This is a genomic window from Nocardiopsis sp. N85 (assembly GCF_028882275.1).
GTDB lineage: Bacteria > Actinomycetota > Actinomycetes > Streptosporangiales > Streptosporangiaceae > Nocardiopsis > Nocardiopsis lambiniae.
Genome location: NZ_JARBUT010000001.1, coordinates 616,617 through 636,935, shown reverse-complemented (window position 1 = coordinate 636,935; position 20,319 = coordinate 616,617). Strand labels below are relative to the sequence as shown.

The 20,319-nt window shown below is 71.3% G+C and carries 16 protein-coding genes; 1 reads left to right on the top strand and 15 read right to left on the bottom strand.

Going from position 1 to position 20,319, the window contains the following annotated elements:
• Positions 1-206: 206 nt before the first annotated feature.
• Complete coding sequence (locus tag PWG71_RS02640) at positions 207-467, bottom strand: hypothetical protein (RefSeq protein WP_274807825.1); 261 nt, start codon at positions 465-467, stop codon at positions 207-209.
• Positions 468-827: 360 nt separating this feature from the next.
• Between PWG71_RS02640 and ileS the strand changes: the two genes are divergently transcribed.
• Positions 828-4,031: an isoleucine--tRNA ligase gene (gene ileS / locus PWG71_RS02635; RefSeq protein WP_274807824.1), complete on the top strand. Its 3,204-nt coding sequence runs from the start codon at positions 828-830 to the stop codon at positions 4,029-4,031.
• 65 nt (positions 4,032-4,096) lie between these two features.
• Here the strand turns inward: ileS and PWG71_RS02630 are convergent, their stop codons facing one another.
• The 14 genes from PWG71_RS02630 to PWG71_RS02565 all read right to left on the bottom strand — a co-directional run bounded on the left by PWG71_RS02630 (position 4,097) and on the right by PWG71_RS02565 (position 20,069).
• Positions 4,097-5,422: a hypothetical protein gene (locus PWG71_RS02630; protein ID WP_274807823.1), complete on the bottom strand. Its 1,326-nt coding sequence runs from the start codon at positions 5,420-5,422 to the stop codon at positions 4,097-4,099.
• A gap of 64 nt (positions 5,423-5,486) precedes the next feature.
• Complete coding sequence (locus PWG71_RS02625) at positions 5,487-6,332, bottom strand: DivIVA domain-containing protein (protein ID WP_274808125.1); 846 nt, start codon at positions 6,330-6,332, stop codon at positions 5,487-5,489.
• Positions 6,333-6,462: 130 nt separating this feature from the next.
• A complete protein-coding gene (locus tag PWG71_RS02620; protein ID WP_274807822.1) occupies positions 6,463-6,762 on the bottom strand; it encodes a YggT family protein in 300 nt (99 codons plus the stop codon).
• Between the two features lie 37 nt (positions 6,763-6,799).
• Positions 6,800-7,327 (bottom strand): cell division protein SepF, encoded by a 528-nt coding sequence (locus tag PWG71_RS02615; RefSeq protein ID WP_274807821.1) that lies wholly within the window; start codon positions 7,325-7,327, stop codon positions 6,800-6,802.
• 134 nt (positions 7,328-7,461) lie between these two features.
• Entirely contained in the window at positions 7,462-8,187 is a 726-nt protein-coding gene (locus PWG71_RS02610) for a YggS family pyridoxal phosphate-dependent enzyme (RefSeq protein ID WP_274807820.1), read from the bottom strand.
• A gap of 51 nt (positions 8,188-8,238) precedes the next feature.
• Positions 8,239-8,958 carry a peptidoglycan editing factor PgeF gene (pgeF, locus tag PWG71_RS02605; RefSeq protein ID WP_274807819.1) on the bottom strand — a complete coding sequence of 240 codons (720 nt, stop codon included), beginning with the start codon at positions 8,956-8,958 and terminating at the stop codon, positions 8,239-8,241.
• 126 nt (positions 8,959-9,084) lie between these two features.
• Positions 9,085-10,578 (bottom strand): cell division protein FtsZ, encoded by a 1,494-nt coding sequence (gene ftsZ, locus PWG71_RS02600; RefSeq protein ID WP_274807818.1) that lies wholly within the window; start codon positions 10,576-10,578, stop codon positions 9,085-9,087.
• Positions 10,579-11,069: 491 nt separating this feature from the next.
• Complete coding sequence (locus tag PWG71_RS02595) at positions 11,070-11,759, bottom strand: cell division protein FtsQ/DivIB (RefSeq protein ID WP_274808124.1); 690 nt, start codon at positions 11,757-11,759, stop codon at positions 11,070-11,072.
• Positions 11,760-11,861: 102 nt separating this feature from the next.
• On the bottom strand, positions 11,862-13,358 hold the full coding sequence (murC, locus tag PWG71_RS02590) for a UDP-N-acetylmuramate--L-alanine ligase (RefSeq protein WP_274807817.1): 1,497 nt from the start codon (positions 13,356-13,358) through the stop codon (positions 11,862-11,864).
• Positions 13,355-14,521: an undecaprenyldiphospho-muramoylpentapeptide beta-N-acetylglucosaminyltransferase gene (gene murG / locus PWG71_RS02585; RefSeq protein WP_274807816.1), complete on the bottom strand. Its 1,167-nt coding sequence runs from the start codon at positions 14,519-14,521 to the stop codon at positions 13,355-13,357. The genes murC and murG overlap by 4 nt, the downstream gene beginning before the upstream one ends.
• Complete coding sequence (gene ftsW, locus PWG71_RS02580) at positions 14,518-15,918, bottom strand: putative lipid II flippase FtsW (RefSeq protein WP_274807815.1); 1,401 nt, start codon at positions 15,916-15,918, stop codon at positions 14,518-14,520. Before ftsW ends, murG begins: the two co-directional genes overlap by 4 nt.
• Positions 15,919-16,108: 190 nt before the next feature.
• A complete protein-coding gene (gene murD, locus PWG71_RS02575; RefSeq protein ID WP_274807814.1) occupies positions 16,109-17,545 on the bottom strand; it encodes a UDP-N-acetylmuramoyl-L-alanine--D-glutamate ligase in 1,437 nt (478 codons plus the stop codon).
• 5 nt (positions 17,546-17,550) lie between these two features.
• Complete coding sequence (mraY, locus tag PWG71_RS02570; protein WP_274807813.1) at positions 17,551-18,624, bottom strand: phospho-N-acetylmuramoyl-pentapeptide-transferase; 1,074 nt, start codon at positions 18,622-18,624, stop codon at positions 17,551-17,553.
• Positions 18,621-20,069, bottom strand: coding sequence for a UDP-N-acetylmuramoyl-tripeptide--D-alanyl-D-alanine ligase (locus PWG71_RS02565; RefSeq protein ID WP_274807812.1), 1,449 nt, complete (start codon positions 20,067-20,069; stop codon positions 18,621-18,623). The genes mraY and PWG71_RS02565 overlap by 4 nt, the downstream gene beginning before the upstream one ends.
• Between the last annotated feature and the right edge of the window lie 250 nt (positions 20,070-20,319).

Below are 20,319 nucleotides of genomic sequence, written 5' to 3'. Positions count from 1 at the left end.
CCCGCGCGGGTCCGGGATGTCGGTGACCGCGCCGGTGTCCTCCCACCCGGTGGGGCGGGTAAGCGGCGGGCGCGGGCGTCGGCGCGCACCACCCGGGGGGCGGGTAAGCGGCGGGCGCGGGCGTCGGCGCGCACCACCCGGGGGGCGGCGCGGGCGGCCTCGCGTGGGCGCACGCCCTCCCGGGCCGGGTTCCGACCCGGTGGGGGCTATTCGGCGGCGGCGAAGCCGCCGTAGTCCTCGGCGAGGGCGGCCAGGTGCGGTTCGTCGAACACCGCCGGGCCGCCGTGCGGGCCCGTGTGCACCTCGATGACCCAGTCGGCGTCCTCGGCGTCGTCCTCCCCGGCCAGCATGTCCCGGTGGACCAGGCACGGTTCGTAGCCCTGCTCGACCAACTGTTCGGCCAGTTCCTCGGCGTCGTCCCGATCCGACAGCGTCACCAGGACGGTGCCGCGCACGTTCTCGGCCATGGCGTCGCTCCTTCGAGAAAAGCGCGAGGTTCCGCCCCGCACTGCGTTATCCTGGGCCCGGGTGTCGATGGGGACGAGTAGTGCCGGCCCCGACCGGACGGACACAGCTTAGAAGCGCGGTCCCGTCCAAGCGACCCGGGGGCGGTGGGAGCCCGGGGGCACGACCGGCACGAAGATCACCCCGGAGCCGTCGGAAGAACGGGACGCCGCGCGTCCCCGGTAGACCCGACAAGCACAACGAAGAGGGAACCGCCCCGGCCGCCGTCGCGCGGACGGAACACGGTCTCCAAGGAGGGTGGTACCGCGGGGCCCCTGGCCTCGTCCCTCCGTCAGGAACTCCCCTGATGGAAAGGTACGACGGTGGCCAACGACTCCCGGCCGGACGCATCCCGCGCACTACCCCAGCTGCCCGCGCAGATCGACCTGCCCGCGATGGAGCGCGAGATCCTCGACCGTTGGTCGAAGGAGAACGTCTTCCAGCGCTCCCTCGACCAGACCCGCGGCGGCCCGAACTGGGTGTTCTACGAGGGCCCGCCCACCGCCAACGGGCAGCCCGGCGTGCACCACGTCGAGGCTCGCGCGTTCAAGGACGTCTTCCCGCGTTTTCGCACCATGCGCGGCTACCACGTGGACCGCAAGGCCGGCTGGGACTGCCACGGCCTGCCCGTCGAGGTGGCCGTGGAGAAGGAACTCGGCCTGTCCGGCAAGAAGGACATCGAGTCCTTCGGCATCGCCGAGTTCAACGCCCGCTGCCGCGAGTCCGTGCTGCGCAACGTCGACGCGTTCACCGCGATGACCGAGCGCATGGGCTACTGGGTGAACATGGACGACGCCTACCGCACCATGGACCCGCAGTACGTGGAGTCGGTGTGGTGGGCGCTGAAGCGGATCTGGGAGAAGGACCTGCTGGTCCGCGACTTCCGGATCAGCCCCTACTGCCCGCGTTGCGGCACCACCCTGTCCGACCACGAGCTGGCCCAGGGGTACGAGACCGTCACCGACCCGTCGGTGTACGTGCGTTTCCCGGTGACGTCGGGGCCGCTGGCCGCCCCCGAGCACCCGACCGCGCTGTTGGTGTGGACGACCACCCCGTGGACGTTGGTGTCCAACACCGCCGTGGCGGTCCACCCCGACGTGGAGTACGTGGTGGCCACCGACGGGAACGAGCGTCTGGTCGTGGCCCGTCCGCTGTTCGAGAAGGTCCTCGGGGAGGGCTGGGAACTCACCGGGGAGTCCTTCGAGGGCGATGAGATGGAGCGCTGGACCTACCGGCGCCCGTTCGACCTGGTGCCCTTCGACGAGCCCGCGCACTACGTGGTGCTCGCCGACTACGTGACCGTCGAGGACGGCACCGGTCTGGTCCACCAGGCGCCCGCGTTCGGTGCCGACGACATGGCGGTGGCCCGCGCCTACGGGCTGCCGATGGTCAACCCGGTGCGCCCCGACGGCGCCTTCGAGGAGGACCTGGACCTGGTCGGCGGGGTGTTCTTCAAGGAGGCCGACAGGACGCTGACGCGGGACCTGAAGGACCGGGGTCTGCTGTTCCGGCACCTGAGCTACGAGCACTCCTACCCGCACTGCTGGCGCTGCCACACGGCGCTGCTGTACTACGCGGTGCCGTCCTGGTACATCCGCACCACCGCCGTCAAGGACGAGCTGATCGCGCAGAACCAGGCGACGAACTGGGTGCCCGAGAACGTCAAGGAGGGCCGCTTCGGGGAGTGGCTGCGGGGCAACGTCGACTGGGCGTTGTCGCGCAACCGCTACTGGGGCACCCCGCTGCCGATCTGGGAGTTCCCCGACGGGCGGCGGATCTGCGTGGGTTCGCTCGCGGAGCTGAGCGAGCTGAGCGGGCAGGACCTGTCGAACCTGGACCCGCATCGCCCCTACGTGGACGACATCGTCATCCCCGACCCGGACGCCGACCCGTCCCTCCCCGAAGAGGAGCGGGTGGCGCGGCGCGTACCCGAGGTCATCGACGCCTGGTTCGACTCGGGGTCGATGCCGTTCGCGCAGTGGGGCGCGCCGCACGTCGACGAGGAGGTGTTCCGGGAGAACTTCCCGGCGCAGTACATCTCCGAGGCGATCGACCAGACCCGCGGCTGGTTCTACTCGCTGCTGGCGGTCAACACGATGGTGCACGACCGCAACGCGTTCGAGAACGTCGTGGTGCTCGGTCACATCCTCGCCGAGGACGGCCGCAAGATGAGCAAGCACCTGGGCAACGTCATGGAGCCCATCCCGGTGATGGACCGGCACGGCGCCGACGCGCTGCGGTGGTTCATGCTGGCCAGTGGTTCGCCGTGGACCGCCCGCCGGGTGGGGCACGCCGCCTTGGAGGAGATCGTCCGCAAGGTGCTGCTGACCTACTACAGCACCGTGTCGTTCTTCACCCTGTACGCGAACGCCGGCGAGGGCTGGGACCACACCCGGCTGGCGGACGCGCCGGCGCCGCAGGACCGGCCGCTGTTGGACCGGTGGCTGTTGTCGGAGCTGAACGAGGTCGTCCGCGACGTCACGGCGGCGATGGACGCCTTCGACACCACCGCGGCGGGCCGTCGCCTGACCGCGTTCGTGGACGACGTCTCCAACTGGTACGTGCGCCGGTCGCGGCGCCGTTTCTGGGGCGGGGCGGACACTCCGGAGGGCGCGGCGGCGTTCGCGACGCTGTTCGAGGCGTTGGAGACGGTGACGCTGTTGATGGCGCCGGTCGTGCCGTTCCTGACCGACCACGTGTGGTCGGCGCTGCGGCGGCCGGGGGCTCCGGAGTCGGTGCACCTGGCGTCGTGGCCGCAGGTGCGCGAGGACCTGATCGACCCGGCCCTGTCGGAGCACATGGGGTTGACCCGTCGGCTGGTGGAGCTGGGCCGTTCGGCGCGGGTGGACTCGGCGGTGCGCACCCGTCAGCCGCTGGCGCGCGCCCTGGTGGGCGCCTCGGGTTTCGGGGACCTGCCGGAGCAGTTGCGCGACCAGGTCGCCGACGAGCTGAACGTGGCGTCGCTGGACTCGCTGTCGTCGGTCGGAGGTGACCTGGTGGACTACCTGGTCAAGCCGAACTTCCGGGCGCTGGGCAAGCGGTTCGCGAAGCGGACGCCGCTGGTCGCGAAGGCGATCCAGGTGGCCGACCCGGCGGAGCTGGTGCGCCAGGTGCGCGAGACCGGCTGGGCGCGGGTCCGGGTCGAGGACGAGCCGGTGGAGGTCAACGCCGACGAGGTGCTGGTCACCGAGCAGCCGCGTGAGGGCTGGGCGGTCGCCTCGGAGTCGGGTGAGACGGTGGCGCTGGACCTGGAGCTGACGTCGGAGCTGCGTCGGGCGGGTCTGGCCCGGGAGATGGTCCGGATGCTCCAGGAGGCCCGCAAGCAGAGCGGCCTGGACGTGTCGGACCGCATCCACGTGTGGTGGACGGCCACCGACGAGGTCACGTCGCGGGCGCTCGCAGAGCACGGTGGGACCATCGCCGGCGAGGTGCTGGCGGACGCCTTCAAGGCGGGTGAGGTCGGTGCGGATCTGCACCGCACCTCATCGGAGGAGTTCGGCGTGGCCTTCGGCTTCCGCAAGGCCTGATCGACGGCGACGGGCGCCGCCCCCTCGGGGGGCGGCGCCCGTCCGTGTTCCCCGTACCGGGGGTGTCAGGGGCGTTCGCGGGTGAAGGCGGCGGTGGCGTCGGGGTCCTCGTCGTCCTCGGCGGGCGTGCGATAGGAGAACACGGAGGTCTCCTCGGTGTCCTCCTTCCGCTGCGGGATGTTGTAGGAGAAGCGTTTCCCCTTCGGCGGTTCCTCGTCGTCCGTCGCGGAGGCGCCGTCGTCGGTCGTTTCCTCTTCGTCGGTCCGGGTGACCTCGGCCCGCTCCTGGTCCGGGTCCGTGAGGGCCTCGCCCGTGCTCGGAGGGTCCTCGCCCATCCTCACGGTGGGCTCGTCCGCGTTGGCCCCGTTCTCGCCCCGCCGGCCCTGGTCCGGGTTCGGCTCGTCCGGGTCCGGCTCGTCCGCCTCCTCCGGCTGCGGCGCCATGGGGTCCCCGTCGGGCTCCTCGTCCGTCTCGGGGGCCGCCTCGGGGGCGGTGTCGTCGGTCATGGCGGGCCCGGTCGTCTCGGGGGCGTCCTCGTCCCGGGTCGGACGGACCTCGTCCGTGTCGGTGGAGGAGACGACGGTCGCGGGAGGGTCGTCATCGGTGACGGTCGCGGCGGGCTCGTCCCTCTCGTGGAGGTCGGCGGCCGCGACGGCGTCCTCCCGGTCGTCGTCACTCGCGGGGGCGGGGGTGTGGGGGGACTCGGCGGGATCGTCGTCGTAGGCCTCGGCGAGCCAGGCCGGCATGTCGCGGTCGGCGGCGGAGGGCGCGGGGTCGTCCTCGGGCTCCCGCGGTTCCTGTGGCTCGGGCGACCGGTCCGCGCTGGGCTCGTCGGTGAGGGGGGCGGCCGCGCGATCGTCGTGCGCGGCGGTTCGCGGTACCTCGACCGGTTCGGGGGCCGTGGTGGGGCCGGAGAACCAGGAGGGCGATGCGGTTTCCGCAGGGGTCTCGACGCGGGAGTCGGGCTCGACCGCGGAGGGGAACGAAGCGGGGGCGGGGGCGGGGGCCGTCGTGTCCGGTTCCGGCCATTCGCGGGCCGTGGGCGTCTGCCAACGGGGAAGGTCGTACTCCGGTTCCCCCGGGCCGGAGTCCTCCGCCGTCGTGCTCCAGGCCGGGGCCTCCCGCACCGGCTCGGGAGCCGGTGCGGGCACACGCTCGGAGTGTTCCGGCGTGACGTGCGAGGCCGTGGGAACGGACGACTTCCCCAAACCGTCCGTTCGATCCGTTCTCTTCCTCCCCTGGGCGAGAATCGCCCCCACCAGCAGGAGGGCGCTCACGCCAGCCAACCCCAGGGCGATGTACACCAGGGTGGTCTCGGCGAACACCAGGGCTGCCACGATGACGACGATGGCCGCCAGCACCGCGACGGATGCGAGGACGCTGAGGATCACGGGTCGACCAGGACCTTTACACGTTGCCGGAATCTTCAGTTGTGGAGCCTACCGCCGACCGGGGTCAGCGGCGGTCGTGCGGGGCCTCGCCCGGGTGGAAACCACCGTGCTGGACGGGCTCGGGCTGACCGAACGGGTTGCCCGCGGGACCGTGCTGGAGCGCCGGGGTCGGGCCGGTCGGCGGGGCCATCGTCTGGAAGCCGCCGGTGGTGTTCGGGTTCTGCTCGATGCCGGCGCCCTCCTCCAGCTCGCGCAGCTGACGCTCGAAGTAGTCCTTCAGACGGCTGCGGTACTCGCGCTCGAAGTCCTTGAGCACGTTGACCTTGTGCTCCAGCTCCTCGCGCTGCTGGACGAGGCTGCCCATGACCTGACGGTGACGCTCCTGGGCGTCCCGGTCCAGGTTCTCGGAGCGGACGCGGGCCTCACCGATGATCTGCTCGGCCTGGCGGCGGGCCTTGCCGAGGATGTCCTCGGACTCGTGGCGGGCGCGGCCGAGGGTCTCGTCGGCCTCACGGCGGGCGTCGGAGATCGCCTGGTCGGCGGTCTGCTGGGCGAGGGCCAGGACGCGGGCGGCCGTGTCCATGTTCTCCTCGCCGCCCATGCTCATGTGCATGGGAGCGGGCGCCTGGGGCTGCGGCTCGACGACGGCCTGCGGGACCTGGACGGGCTCGGGGCGAGGCGGCTCGGGCTGCTCCTGGGGCTGCTGGAAGTCCTGCATCCCGGCGTTGGGCACCTTGCCGCGCAGGCACTCGGCGAGCTTGCCGCGCAGTTCCTCGTTCTCCTGGATCAGTCGGTCCAGCTCGGACTCGACCTCGTCGAGAAAGGCGTCGACCTCTTCTTCGTCGTACCCCGGTCGGAGCCGGGTCGTGCTGAACTGCTTGTTCCGCACATCAGCGGGTGTCAGCGGCATCTTCGTCTCCTTGGCGCGCTTGGAGTCCATCCGTAGGGACGCTACCTGATCGTGACCTTACGGCAATCCGGATCATGACCAAGACCACATAACGGAATCGGGGTCGATTTTTTTCGCCCTGCTCCTGGTGCTATGCGACCGAGACCGCCAATCCTTGAAGGAGGCGCATCACGATGGTCAGACCGATGAACAGCACCAGGACGCTCAGGTCGAGCGCGATACTGCCCAGCCGGATCGGCTTGATGAACTTCCGCAGGAACCTCAACGGCGGGTCGGTGAGCGTGTACACGATCTCGGCGATCACGAGCAGGAACCCCGTGGGGCGCCACGTCCGGGAGAAGGACTGCACCATCTCCAGAACGACACGCGCGAGCAGCACGAACACGTACAGCTGGAGCGCGATGATCAGCACGAATAGGACGGGATACACGGTCTAATCGACCCAATCTCTGGACGGATGTGATGGTCTAGCTCTGATTGAAGAACCCTCGCTCGGCGATCCGCGCCTTGTCTTCCGCGGTCACCTCGACGTTGGCCGGGGACAGTAGGAACACCTTGTTGGTCACGCGCTCGATACTGCCATGCAGACCGAAGATCAGACCAGCCGCGAAGTCGACCAGCCGCTTGGCGTCGCTGTCGACCATCTCGGTCAGGTTCATGATCACCGGCGTGCCCTCCCGGAAGTGCTCTCCGATCGTACGCGCCTCGTTGTAGGTACGCGGATGGAGCGTGGTGATCCTCGCGAGGTCGGCGGTGGAAGAGGTCGTCGTGGTGCCACCGCGTCGCTCACCCGTACCCGAGTGGTCGCCGGTGTCGCTCACTTCGTCGCCCCGTGTTCCCTCGCCGCGCGGAGTGTCCACACCGCGCTCGCGGTGTTCCTCCACGCCCTCGTCGAAATCGTCGAACTCATCATATTCGTCCGCATAGCGGTGATCGTAACGGTCGTCCTCCACGAGGCCGAGGTAGACCGCCATCTTGCGCATCGCGCCGGCCATCTCATGTCCTCCGTCGTCCCCGCGGCCTTCACCGCAGCCGACTCCTCCGTACGGTCCCGTCTCCCCTTCTCAACGGGGTGGGACGCCCTTTCGGGCGAACTCCACAGACGGGTTCCAAGGTCTATGTGGGGACATTACCCCACGATCGGTCCCCGGTCGCCGAGCAACGCCGTACCGAGGCGCAGGTGTGTCGCGCCTCGCTCGATCGCGGCTTCGAGGTCCCCGCTCATGCCCGCGGAGATCACCGTCGCCAGAGGATAACGATCACGGATCCGACACGCGACCTCATAAAGGCGACCGAACGCCTCGTGGGGATCACCCTCACGCGGCGCGACCGCCATCACCCCGCCCAGGGTGAGGGCGTCGTGCTCATCGATCCGGGCCGCCAGGTCGAGGGCGTCGGCGGGGTCGACCCCGCCCCGGGGCCCGAGCACTCCCGCCTGGGACCCGTCGTCGAGGTCGACCTGCACCAGGCAGGTGAGGCGTCGGCCGGCGGACGCGGCCCGGTCCCCCAGGGCCCGGGCGAGCCTGTCCCGGTCGACCGAGTGGACGACGTCGGCGTAGGAGGCCACCGACTTGGCCTTGTTGGTCTGCAACTGGCCGACGAAGTGCCAGGTGAGGTCGAGGTCGGCGGTGGCGGCGGCCTTGGGCGCCGCCTCCTGGTCGCGGTTCTCGCCGACGTCGGTGACGCCGAGGGAGGCCAGGATGCGCACGTCCTCGGCCGGGCGGGTCTTGGTGACGGCGATCAGGGACACCTCGGAGGGGTTTCGGTCGGCCTTGTGGCAGGCCTCTTCGATGCGGGTGCGGGCGGCCGCGAGGTTGGCCTTGATCCGCTCTACGCGGGCCGGGTCGTGTGACACGTTGTCCTTACTCCTGTGGGCGCGGGTCCGTCCGGGGTCGTCGGTGGTCCCTCAGACGCGCCAGATGAACGAGGCGAATCGGCCGGTGGGCGCACCGCCCCGGTGGGAGAACAGCTCGGGGCTCTCCAGGGTGCAGCGGCCGTCGGCGCGGATGTCGGTGACGCCGGCCCGACGCAGCTGGGCGGTGACGGCGGCGACCATGTCCACCCCGGTGGTGCCCCGCCGGGTGGTGGAGGCGGCCTCGGGTGTGTGGCGGGCGGTCTCGGCCTGGAGTTCCGGCGGCACCTCGTAGCAGGAGCCGCAGATGGCGGGTCCCAGGAAGACGGTGATGTGCTCGGGGCGGGCGCCGTGGTCGACCATCGTCGCGACGAGGTTGCCGGCGATCCCGTGGGCGGTGCCCGAGCGGCCCGAGTGGGCGGCGCCCAGGACACCCCTCTCCCCGTCCGCCGCCAGGACGGGCAGGCAGTCGGCGGCCAGGGAGGCCAGGACCAGATCGGATCGGGTGGTGACGACCCCGTCACAGGTACCGACGCCGCCGGGGACCTTCGCGACGAGGACGTCCGCGCTGTGCACCTGGTTCATCCAGACGATCCGGTCGACCGGAAAGCCCAGGTCCTCGGCGGCGAGGCGCCGGTTGGCCAGGACCGTCTCCCGATCGTCGCCCGTGCCCAGGCCGAGGTTGAGCGAGTCGTAGGGCGGGACGCCGGTCCCGCCGTGGCGTTCGGTGACGGCGGCACGGACCCCGTGCCCGAGGTCGGCGATGGTGACCATCCGGCTGCCCGCTGTCCTTCCCTCTGCCCGGGCGGCACGGTCGGCGTCGGACGCCCGGGGCGGCGACGGCCCCGTCCGCTCGGGTCGGGGCCGCTGACACGTCGATGGTACCGGGGTGTCGATCCGCTACTTCAGGAAGTCGGGGACGTCCAGGTCGTCGGGCTCTTCGAAGACGACCCGGCGGCGGGGCGTGGGGACGTCGGCGCGCCGTTCGGCGACCGACTCCGAGACCACGTGGATAGAGCGGGACTGCTCGTCCTCCCGGGCGGCCGGCTCCTCACGGTCCCGGGTCTCCTCCTGACCGGTGTGGTCGGCGTAGGAGGAATCGGCGTAGGAGGTGCCGTAGGACGGAGCCTGCGGCTCGGGCTGCTCCACCGGGTCCTGGCCCTGGGGTTCGGGGTCGACCGCCGGCTGTTCGAACGGTTCGGGCGCCGCCGGGGGCGGGTCCTGCCGTACGGGGCGCTGGGAGAGCGGCGGGGTCTGCGGACGGGCCGGTTCGGGCGTGGTCTGACGACCGCCCGACCACGGCAGGTTCTCGGCCGACGCCCCGTTCGCGCCCGTGGTGGCGGGCGCGGACGGCGCCCCCTCCCCACCGGACGCGCTGCCCGCCGTGGGGGCGACGGCCTTAGGAGGGTCCGCCGGCTCGTGCCTGTGCAGGGACGGACCGGTGACCTCGGGTTCGTCGAAGCCCGCGGCGATGACGGTCACACGGACCTCGTCGCCCAGGGCGTCGTCGATGACCGCGCCGAAGATGATGTTGGCGTCGGGCGCCGCCGAGTTGGAGACGAGCTGGGCCGCCTCGTTGATCTCGAACAGGCCCAGGTCGGAGCCGCCCTGGATGGACAGCAGGACGCCGTGGGCGCCGTCGATGCTGGCCTCCAGGAGCGGGGAGGAGATCGCCATCTCCGCCGCCGCGACGGCCCGGTCGTCCCCGCGTGCGGAGCCGATGCCCATGAGCGCGGATCCGGCCCCGGACATGACCGACTTGACGTCGGCGAAGTCGAGGTTGATCAGGCCCGGTGTGGTGATCAGGTCGGTGATGCCCTGGACACCGGAGAGCAGGACCTGGTCGGCGGCCTTGAAGGCGTCCAGGACGCTGACCTGCCGGTCGGAGATGGAGAGCAGCCGGTCGTTGGGGATCACGATGAGCGTGTCCACCTCCTCGCGGAGCATCGCGATCCCCGACTCGGCCTGGGTCGCCCGGCGCTTGCCCTCGAAACCGAAGGGGCGGGTGACCACACCGATGGTGAGTGCTCCCAGGGATCGGGCGATGTTGGCGACCACGGGCGCGCCGCCCGTACCGGTCCCGCCACCCTCACCGGCGGTGACGAAGACCATGTCGGCCCCCTTGAGGACCTCTTCGATCTCCTCGCGGTGATCTTCGGCGGCCTTGCGGCCGACATCGGGGTTGGCTCCGGCTCCCAGTCCGCGCGTGAGTTCACGACCGACGTCCAGTTTGACGTCCGCGTCACTCATCAGCAGCGCTTGGGCGTCGGTATTGATCGCGATGAACTCGACGCCCTTGAGCCCCTCTTCGATCATTCGGTTGACGGCGTTGACACCGCCGCCGCCGATACCGACGACTTTGATGACCGCGAGGTAGTTCTGCGGTGCTGCCACGACGAGGGGCCTTTCCGCTCGCATACGCCGTTCCCGTCCGCTCGACGGCGGGGCCGTCGGGCCGGAGGGTCCGGCATCCGGTTCTACAGTGTGCGTTTCGGGTACCCCGACAAGGCGTCCGCGGACGCCGGGACGGGGGACCCGGGGCCGTGTGGACCGCGGGGTGCCGACCCGGGGTGGGCCGACGCCTCCCTCGGCTCGGCGGGAGGAAATACGATTCCCGCGTACCCCGAAAAGCGTGTTCTGTACTTTGTTGACGATGATCGTGACTCTCGACACTAAGCCGACCGTCCACCACCGGCAACCGATGACGACTTCAGCCTAACGTCGTATAACACGAGGAAGCGATGTGCCGACCCGGCGCGTCGCGTCTGGAATGTCCCCGCGTCGTGTCCGTGGCCCCCTCTGTGCGCCCTTCGGCCCCCGATCGGGAGGGTCCGGATCCGACTTCCGGGGACTTTGCCGTCTTTTCCCCACTTCTGGTCGCCGCTTCACCGGACGATGGCCAGGTCGGGGGTGGAGACGTCGTAGACGGTCTCCTCCCCCGGCGGGTGTTCGCGCATGAGCACGCGCAGGACGTCGCTCTTGTCCTCGGCGCCCTGGGCGGTCCCCCACTCGATCACGGAGCCCTCGGTGACCTCGATCCGGATGTTCTCCGTGTCGGTGGCGTCGATGAGCCGGATCCGGGCGAGGAAGGAGTCGGGGGCGCTTTCGACGATGTCGGCGGCGGCCCGGACGGCCTCGTTCCCCTCCACCTCTCCGGTCACCCGCACCAGGGGGTGGGTGCCGGGCCGGGTCGGGGAGTCCTCGATGCGGATCCCGTCCCGGTCGACGAGTCGGTACTCCTCCCCCACCCGCACGGCGAGCAGGGGTCGGCGTTCGACGACCTCGACCCGTAGGGTGGCGGGCCAGCCGCGGGTGACCGTGGCCGATTCCACCAGTGGCAGCGAGGCGGCGCGTTCGGCGCCGTCCGCCAGGTCCACCCGGATCAGGGGGGTGCCGGTGGGGACGTCCACGGCGGCGACGACCTCATCGTGGTCGACCCGGTCCAGGCCGGTCACGGAGACCTCGCGCACCACCAGCAGGCGGGAGCCGAGGAGGATCCAGGTGACGACGCAGACGAGGGCGACGACCAGGAGCGCCACGAAGGCGACCTTCCAGGGGTCGGACCGTTCGCGCACCGTCCTCGCGGTCGGGGTGTCGGCGCGCGGCCGGGTCCCGGTGTCGGGGTCCCCGCCGCGTGGCGCTCCGTCGTGGTCTGCCCTCACCCGTGTCCTCCGACGTCAGTCCCGGCCCCGTCCGCCGCGGCCGAGGGATTCGGCCATCTCCTCCACGTCGGCGACCTCGGCCAACCGGTCCACGATGAGCGGACCCAGTTCGGTGATGTCGCCGGCGCCCATCGTCAGGACGATGTCGCCGGGGCGCGCCAGGTCGGCGGCCAGCCGGACGGCGTCGGCGCGGTCGGGTGTGTGGTGCACCCGGTCGTGTCCGACCCTGGAGGTGATGAGTTCGGCGGTGACCCCGGGTTCGGGGTCCTCACGGGCGGCGTAGATCCCCAACACCACGACCTCGTCGGCCAGGGTGAGGGCGGCCCCGAACTCGTCGGCGAAGATGCGGGTGCGGCTGTACAGGTGGGGCTGGAAGACGGCGATGATGCGGCCCTCGGGCTGTTCTTCCCCGGCTTCGCGCGCCTGCTCGGCGAACGATTCCAGGGCGCCCCGGGTGGCGCGCAGGTCGGCCTCCAGTTCGGTGGGGTGGTGGGCGTAGCTGTCGTAGACGCCCACACCGCCCGCCGCGCCCTTGGCCTCGAAGCGGCGGGCGGCCCCGCCGAAGTCGGCGATGCCCTCGACCGCGACCTCCAGGTCGTGGCCGAGTTCGTCCGCGACGGCGACGGCGGCCGCGGCGTTGAGCACGTTGTGGCGTCCGGGGACGGCGACGCTGCCCTCGATCTCACCGCCGTCGGCGGTGGCGAGGGTGAACTCGGTGGTGAAGCCGCGGGGGCGGATGCGGGTGATCCGGTAGTCGGCGTCGGCGGTCTCGCCGTAGGTGAGGACCTTCTTGCCGCGTTCGCGGGCGGTCCGGGCGACGCGGCGCGCTCCCTCGTCGTCGATGCCGACGATGAGGGTGCGTTCGACGCGGTCGACGAACGACGCGAAGTTGGCGTGGATCTCCTCGATGCCGCTGTAGTTGTCGAGGTGGTCGGCTTCGACGTTGGTGACGACGGCGATCTTCGGGGAGAGCATGAGGAAGGAGCCGTCGCTCTCGTCGGCCTCCACCGCGATGGGGCCGCCGATGCCGGCGTCGGCCCCGAGGCCGGTGGTGACGAGTTTTCCACCGATGACGTAGCCGGGGTCGACGCCCAGGTGCTGGAGGACGACGGTGACCATCGAGGTGGTGGTGGTCTTGCCGTGGGTGCCGGCGATGGCGATGCCCTCGCGGCCCAGCAGCAGGGCGCCCAGCGCGGCGGCGCGCGGCAGGACGCGCAGGCCCCGCCGGCGGGCCTCGGCGAGTTCGGGGTTGTTCTCCCGGACGGCGGAGGAGACGACGACGGTCTCGGCGGCGCCGAGGTTCTCGGCGGCGTGGCCGACGTGGGCGCGGGCGCCCATCTCTTCGAGTTCGCGCAGGGTGTCGCTGTCGCGGGCGTCGCTGCCGGACACCTCGACGCCCGATTGCAGGAGCACGCGGGCGATGCCGGACATGCCGGCGCCGCCCAGGCCGATGAAGTGGGTGCGGCCCAGTTCGTCGACGGGGATCGGGTCGGTCGGTCGCACCAGGGTCATCGGGCGTCCTTCCCGTCGTCGTCGTAGTAGGTGTCGTCGCCGTTGTCGTCTTCGGGGACGGGGATTTCGGGGCTGGGCCGGTCGCCGCGGGCGATGGCGGCGACCTCGCGGGCCAGTTCCATGTCGGCGTCGCGGCGGCCCATGCGGGCGGCGGCCTCGGACATGGCCACGACCCGGTCGGTGTCGGTGAGCAGCGGGATGAGCCGACCGGTGATCCATTCGACGGAGATCTCGGCGTTGTTCACCATGAGGCCGCCACCCGCCTGGACGATGGGTTCGGCGTTGAGGGCCTGTTCGCCGTTGCCGATGGCCAGGGGCACGAACGCGCCGGGCAGGCCGACGGCGGTGAGTTCGGCGCAGGTCATCGCGCCGGATCGGCACATGGCGATGTCGGCGGCGGCGTAGGCCATGTCCATTCGGTCGACGTAGGGCACGGCGACGTAGGGGATGCCGTCCTGGGTGAGGTCCTGGGGTTCGTCGGCGTTCTTGGGGCCGACCACGTGCAGGACCTGGACGCCGTGGTCGCGGAAGGCGTCACGGGCGGCGAAGGCGGTCTCGTTGATGCGCTGGGCGCCCTGGGAGCCGCCGAAGATCAGCAGGGTGGGCAGGTCGGAGCGGAGTCCGAAGTAGGCGCGGGCCTTGTCGCCCATGGCCAGCCGGTCCAGGGTGGTGATCTGTTGGCGCAGGGGGATGCCGATGAACCGGCCGTGGCGGATCTGGGTGTGGGGGTGACCGGTGTAGACGTGCTCGGTCATGCGGGCGCCCAGTCGGTTGGCCAGCCCGGGCAGGGGGTTGGCCTCGTGGACGACGATGGGGATGCGCCGCCGTCGGGCCGCCAGGTATCCGGGGGTGGCCACGTAGCCGCCGAAGCCGACGATGACGTCGGCCTGGAGGCGGTCCAGGTGGTCGCCGGCGGCGCTGAGGGCTCCGGCGAGCTTGCCGGGGACACTGAGCAGTTGCGGGGTGAGTTTGCGGGGCAGGGGGACCGCGGGGATCAGACCCAACTCGTATCCGCGCATGGGCACGAGGCGGGTCTCCAGACCGCGTTCGGTGCCCAGGCAGAGGATCTCCGTGGTGGGGTCGATGCGCCGCAGCGCGTCCGCAAGGGAGAGCGCGGGCTCGATGTGCCCGGCCGTGCCGCCTCCGGCGAGGGCTACCCTCATCGTCGCCGATTCCTCCTCGACCGGCTCCCAGCCGGGACCGGTCCGCTGTCGTACTTGGCCGTTGTCCCGCCGCCGCGGGGACCCGGTGTGCGCGGGCCGCGCGCCGTGGCGGCGCGCCCGGAGGACGGGGCGCCGCCGCGGCCGGTGACCGGGTTGGCGATGTTCTCCAGGCCCAGCCAGCTTAGAGCCCTTTGCGCCCATCCGGGACCCCGGGCCGCCAGGGCCCGCTGTGCCTGGGGTTCGGTCTTGGCCAGGGACAGGAGGACGCCGAGGGCGACCATGGTCGTGATCAACGACGAACCGCCGTAGGAGACCAGGGGCAGTGGGACGCCGGTGACGGGGAGCAGGCCGATGACGGCGCCGACGTTGATCATGGTCTGGCCCATGATCCAGGTGACGATGGCGAAGGCCGCCAGGCGGGGGAAGGGTTCCTTGACGCGGAAGGCCACCCGCAGCCCGGCGTAGCCCAGGACGCCGAAGAGCGCCAGGAGGAGCAGGGTGCCGATGAGGCCGAATTCCTCTCCGATGATGGCGAAGACGAAGTCGGACTCGGCGAAGGGCAGGAAGCCCCACTTCTCGCGGCTGGCGCCGATGCCGACGCCGAAGATCCCGCCGGTGCCCAGGGCGTAGCGGCCGTGGAGGGACTGCATGCCGGCGCCTTGGGGGTCGGCCATGGGGTCGAAGAGGGTGGTGACGCGGGCCATCCGGTAGGGCTCGATGGCGATGGCGATGAGGGCCAGGCCCAGGACGAGGCCGAACATGGCCACGAAGAGCTTGCCGGGTGCGCCGACCACCCACAGCAGGCCGAGAAAGGTGACGAGGAACACCAGTGCGGTGGACAGGTTGGAGCCGAGCAGGACGAGCAGGACGAGCAGACCGCAGCCGGGCAGGAGCGGGAAGAGCAGGTGGCGCCACTCGGTGAGTTCGGAGAGTTCGTCCTTGCGGGCGAGGATGCCGGCGCCCCACAGGACGAAGGCGAGTTTGGCGGGTTCGGAGGGCTGGACGATCAGCCCGCCGATGTCCAGCCAACGGGTGGCGCCGTTGACCTCGACCCCTTGGAAGACGGTGAGCAGCAGCAGGGCCGCGGAGACGATCATGGCGGGGTAGCCGACGAGCCGGAAGACCTGCTGGGGCATGTGGGAGGCCAGGATCATCAGGGGCAGGCCGATGACGGCCGCCCCCAACTGCTTCTGGAAGAGGGAGAAGGAGGAGCCGGTCTCGCTGATCGACTTGACCATGGTGGAGGAGAGCACCATGACCAGACCCAGGGCGATGAGCAGTACCGCCGTGCCCAGGATCAGGTAGTAGGAGGTCAGTGGTCGGTCCAGGGCACCGGCCCATTCCCTCCACAGGGGACGCTCGCGCCCCTTGATCACCGTCGCCCGGGTTCGGGCCACTCCGGGGACCGTCGTCGTCGCCAATCCGCACCACCCTCCGCACCTGCGCGCCTCAATAGTGGCGAACGGCGGGTCGGGAACCGTGGACATTTCCCGCGTGTTGGCCATCTTCGGCCTGGAAAGGAGTGGTTCGGAGCACAGCGAAGGCCGCCCGCGCGCGTTTTCTCACGCGCGGGCGGCGATCGATCACTCAGAGCAATCGGCGGACGGCCTCGGCGAAGAGGCGTCCGCGCTCCGGGTAGTTGGTGAACATGTCCATGGACGCGGCCGCCGGGGCCAGCAGGACGGTGTCGCCCTCCTGTGCCATGGCGGTCGCGGCGGCGACCACCGCGTCCATGACGGTGTGTCCCTCGGGTGCGTCCGGGGCGGGCCCGTCGATCTCCACGACCGGGACGTCGGGGGCGTGCTCGGTGAGCGCCTCGCGCAACCGGGCGCGGTCGGCGCCGATGAGCACCGCTCCGCGCAACCGGCCGGCGGAGGCCGCGACCAGGTCGGTGACCTCGGCGCCCTTGAGCAGGCCTCCGGCGACCCACACCACGGAGGCGTAGGCGCCCAGGGACGCGGCGGCGGCGTGCGGGTTGGTGGCCTTGGAGTCGTCGACGTAGTCGACGCCCGCCACCGAGGCCACGTACGCGATCCGGTGCGGTTCGGGGGCGAACGCCGCCAGTCCGGCCTTGATCGACGCCGGGGCGACCCCGGTGGAGCGGGCCAGCGCGGCGGCGGCGAGGGCGTTGGCGACGTTGTGCGGCGCGGGGGGGCGCACGTCGGCGAGCGTGGCCAGTTCCTCGGCGCCGCCCACGGGGTCGTCGACGAACGCCCGGTCCACCAGCAGGTCCTCGACGACGCCCAGTTCCCCCGATCGGGGGGTGCCGAGGCCGAAGCCGACCAGCGGGGTGTGCGGGTCGCCCTCCTCCTCGGCCAGGCGCACCGACCAGGGGTCGGCGGTGTTGACCACGCGGAGGGTGCCGGGGGCGAACACCGCGCCCTTGGCTCGGGCGTAGGGTTCCAGGCCGCCGTGCCAGTCCAGGTGGTCGGGGGCGACGTTGAGGACGGTGGCGGCGTGCGGGCGCAGGCTGGAGGACCAGTGGAGCTGGAAGCTGGACAGTTCGACGGCGAGCACGTCGGGGTACCGGCCTTCGGTGTCGGGACGCACCGCGTCGACGACGGGGGTGCCGACGTTGCCGACGGCGAGGACGTCGCGTCCGTCGGCGCGGAGCATGGCCTCCAGCATGCGCACGGTGGTGGTCTTGCCGTTGGTGCCGGTCACCGCGAGCCACACCTGGTCGGCGGGTTTGATCCGCCAGGCCAGTTCGACGTCGCCGATGACCTCGACGCCCGCCTCGGCCGCCGCGACGGCCAGGGGCGAGTCGGGGCGCCAGCCCGGGGAGATGACGACGAGGTTGCACCCGTCCGGCAGGGGGGTGGCGCCCAGGACGACCTCGGCTCCGGCCTCGGTGAGCTCGGCGGCCACGGGGCGGACGGTGTCGTCGTCGCGTCCGTCGACCACGGTGACCCGGGCCCCCCGCTCCAGCAGGAGGCGGACCACCGGCGGTCCGGAGACGCCCAGGCCGGCGACGCAGACCCGTAGGCCGGCGAAGGGGGTGGGGGTGGTGGAGTGATGGGACATCCCGGCTACCTCGGCATCCATTCGAGGTAGAACAGGCCGATGGCGACCGCCACGAACAGGCCCTGGATGATCCAGAAGCGGATCACGATGGTCGGTTCGGCCCATCCCTTGAGTTCGAAGTGGTGCTGGAGGGGTGCCATGCGGAAGACGCGTTTGCCGGTGAGGCGGAACGACGCGATCTGGATCATCACCGACATGGTGATGATGACGAACAGTCCGCCGATGAGGAGCAGCAGGAGCTGGGTGCGGGTGGTGATGGCCAGGCCCACGATGAGGCCGCCCAGGGCCAGGGAGCCGGTGTCGCCCATGAAGACCTTGGCGGGCGGGGCGTTGAACCAGAGGAAGGCGATGCAGGAGCCGAGGACGGCGGAGGCGACGACGGCGAGGTCCAGGGGGTCGCGGACCGTGTAGCAGTTGTTGGAGAGGTAGGACACGCAGGACTGGCGGAGCTGCCAGTTGCCGATGATCATGTAGGCGACCAGCGAGATGATCGTCGCGCCGGTGGCCAGGCCGTCGAGGCCGTCGGTGAGGTTGACGGCGTTGGAGAAGCCGACGATGAGGAACAGCGCCCAGAGGATGAACAGGCCGATCATCAGCGGGGGGCCGAAGTCACGGAGGAAGGACAGGCTGGGGGCGGCGGGGGTGTAGCCGTAGCCGTTGGGGAACTGGGTGACGCCGTAGGCGAACCCGACGCCGACGATGGCCTGGCCGACCATCTTGGCGCCGCTGCGCAGGCCCAGGCTGCGGCGCTTGTAGATCTTGATGAAGTCGTCCAGGAAGCCGACACAGCCCATGCCGACGAACAGGAACATCACCAGCAGGCCGGAGGCGGTGGGGCCGGGGGCGGACGGCTGGACCAGGCTCAGCACCAGGTGGGAGCCGAGGTAGCCGACCACCGCGCCGAGGATGACGACGATGCCGCCCATGGTGGGCGTGCCCTGTTTGGTCTTGTGGCCCTCGGGGCCGTCGTCGCGGACCTCCTGGCCGAACTTGAAGCGGTACAGAAGGTTGATCAGCGGCGGCATCAACGCCATGGAGACGATCAGCGACAGCGCCGCCGCGATGGAGATGCCGATCACCGGACATCACCTTCGGTGATGTGGTCGATAACCTTTTCGAGTGCTGCCACCCGTGATCCCTTCACAATGACGACGTCTCCCGCGCGCATCCGCGCGCGCAGTTCCGCGGCGGCCGCCGCGGCGTCCGCGACCCGGACGGTCTCACCGGACCACCGCCCCTCGCGGGCGGCGTTCTCGGCTCCGGTGGCGATGCCCTCGGCCTGATCGCCGACCACGATCAGCAGGGGCACGCCCGTGCGAGCGGCGAGGTCGCCGATCTTCTCGTGTTCGATGTGCGCCTCGTCACCGAGTTCGGCCATGTGGCCGAGGACGGCGATGGGTCGGCGGTCCCGGGCCAGTGCGCCCAGGGTGGTCAGCGCCGCCCGCATGGACTCGGGGTTGGCGTTGTAGGCGTCGTTGACGAGGGTGACACCGTCGTGTTCGGTGACCTCCATGCGCCAGCGGCTGACCGGGACGGCCGCGCCGAGGGCGTCGGCGATGCCCGCGATGTCCATGCCGAGTTCGTGGGCGACCGCGGCGGTCGCCAACGCGTTGTGCACCTGGTGGGCGCCGACGAGGGTCAGGCGCACGGGGGTGCTCGTCCCGCCCAGGTGGAGGGTGAAGGCGGGCGCGCCGTCGGCGCCGATGACGACGTCGGTGGCGCGCACGTCGGCGTCGTCGGCGAGCCCGTAGGTCACGACGCGGGCGGCGGTGCGCGCTGCCATGGCGTTGACCTTGGGGTCGTCGGCGTTGAGCACGGCGAGGCCGCCCGCGCCGGGGGCCGACGCCCCCGGGGGCAGTGCCTCGACCAGTTCGCCCTTGGCCTTGGCGATGGCGTCGCGGTCGCCGAACTCGCCCACGTGGGCGCTGCCGACGTTGAGGACGACGCCGATGCGGGGCGGCGCGACGCGGCACAGGTGGGCGATGTGCCCGATGCCGCGGGCGGCGACCTCCAGCACCAGGTGTCGGGTGTCGGTGTCGGCGCGCAGCACGGTGAGGGGGTGGCCGATCTCGTTGTTGAACGAGCCCGCCGGGGCGACGGTGGTGCCCCGCCGGCCGATGACCTGCGCGATGAGGTCCTTGGTGGTGGTCTTGCCGGAGGAACCGGTGACCCCGACGATCTCGACGGCGTCGGCGCCGCGGGCGGGGTCGGACAGGGTGTCGGCGGTGTGGCGGGCCAGCCGTGCCAGGGCCTCCACCACCGCGTCGTCCCCGCCGTCGACCAGCAGGTGGGGGGCGTCGACGGGGCGGGAGACCAGGGCCGCGGCCGCCCCCGCCTCGATCGCTGCCCGCGCGTACTCGTGGCCGTCGACCCGCTCGCCGCTCAGGGCGACGAACAGGGAGCCCGGCGCCGCCAGGCGCGAGTCGACGACGACGGGGCCGTCGACGACGGTATCGGGGCGCACTGATCCGCCGAGGGCGGTTCCGGTGATCTCGGCGATCCGATCGAGCGTGAGCGCGATCAAATCCACTCCTCAGGTCAGGCCCGATCCACGGCGACCACGGGATGACGGATGGCCACCCGGCCGGAGGACTCGGTTCGGGGGATGGCACCGCGGACGGGCGCGCACGCGGTGCCGCGCCGGATTCCACCACGGTGGTTCGGGGGCGACAACGTCCATGGGCGCCACCGGTGGACGGCGCGTGTTCGGGCTGCGATTGCCGCACCCACCTTAGAACATGTTGGGGTGTTCGGGGTCCCGGCAGGGCCCGTGG

Bases quoted from the DNA above. Each gene is read 5' to 3' on its own strand.
- PWG71_RS02640 (WP_274807825.1), bottom strand. From the start codon at position 467: ATGGCCGAGAACGTGCGCGGCACCGTCCTGGTGACGCTGTCGGATCGG.
- PWG71_RS02615 (WP_274807821.1), bottom strand. From the start codon at position 7,327: ATGGCCGGCGCGATGCGCAAGATGGCGGTCTACCTCGGCCTCGTGGAG.
- pgeF (WP_274807819.1), bottom strand. From the start codon at position 8,958: ATGGTCACCATCGCCGACCTCGGGCACGGGGTCCGTGCCGCCGTCACC.
- murC (WP_274807817.1), bottom strand. From the start codon at position 13,358: ATGACCCTGGTGCGACCGACCGACCCGATCCCCGTCGACGAACTGGGC.
- murD (WP_274807814.1), bottom strand. From the start codon at position 17,545: ATGTCCCATCACTCCACCACCCCCACCCCCTTCGCCGGCCTACGGGTC.
- murG (WP_274807816.1), bottom strand. From the start codon at position 14,521: ATGAGGGTAGCCCTCGCCGGAGGCGGCACGGCCGGGCACATCGAGCCC.
- PWG71_RS02625 (WP_274808125.1), bottom strand. From the start codon at position 6,332: ATGCCGCTGACACCCGCTGATGTGCGGAACAAGCAGTTCAGCACGACC.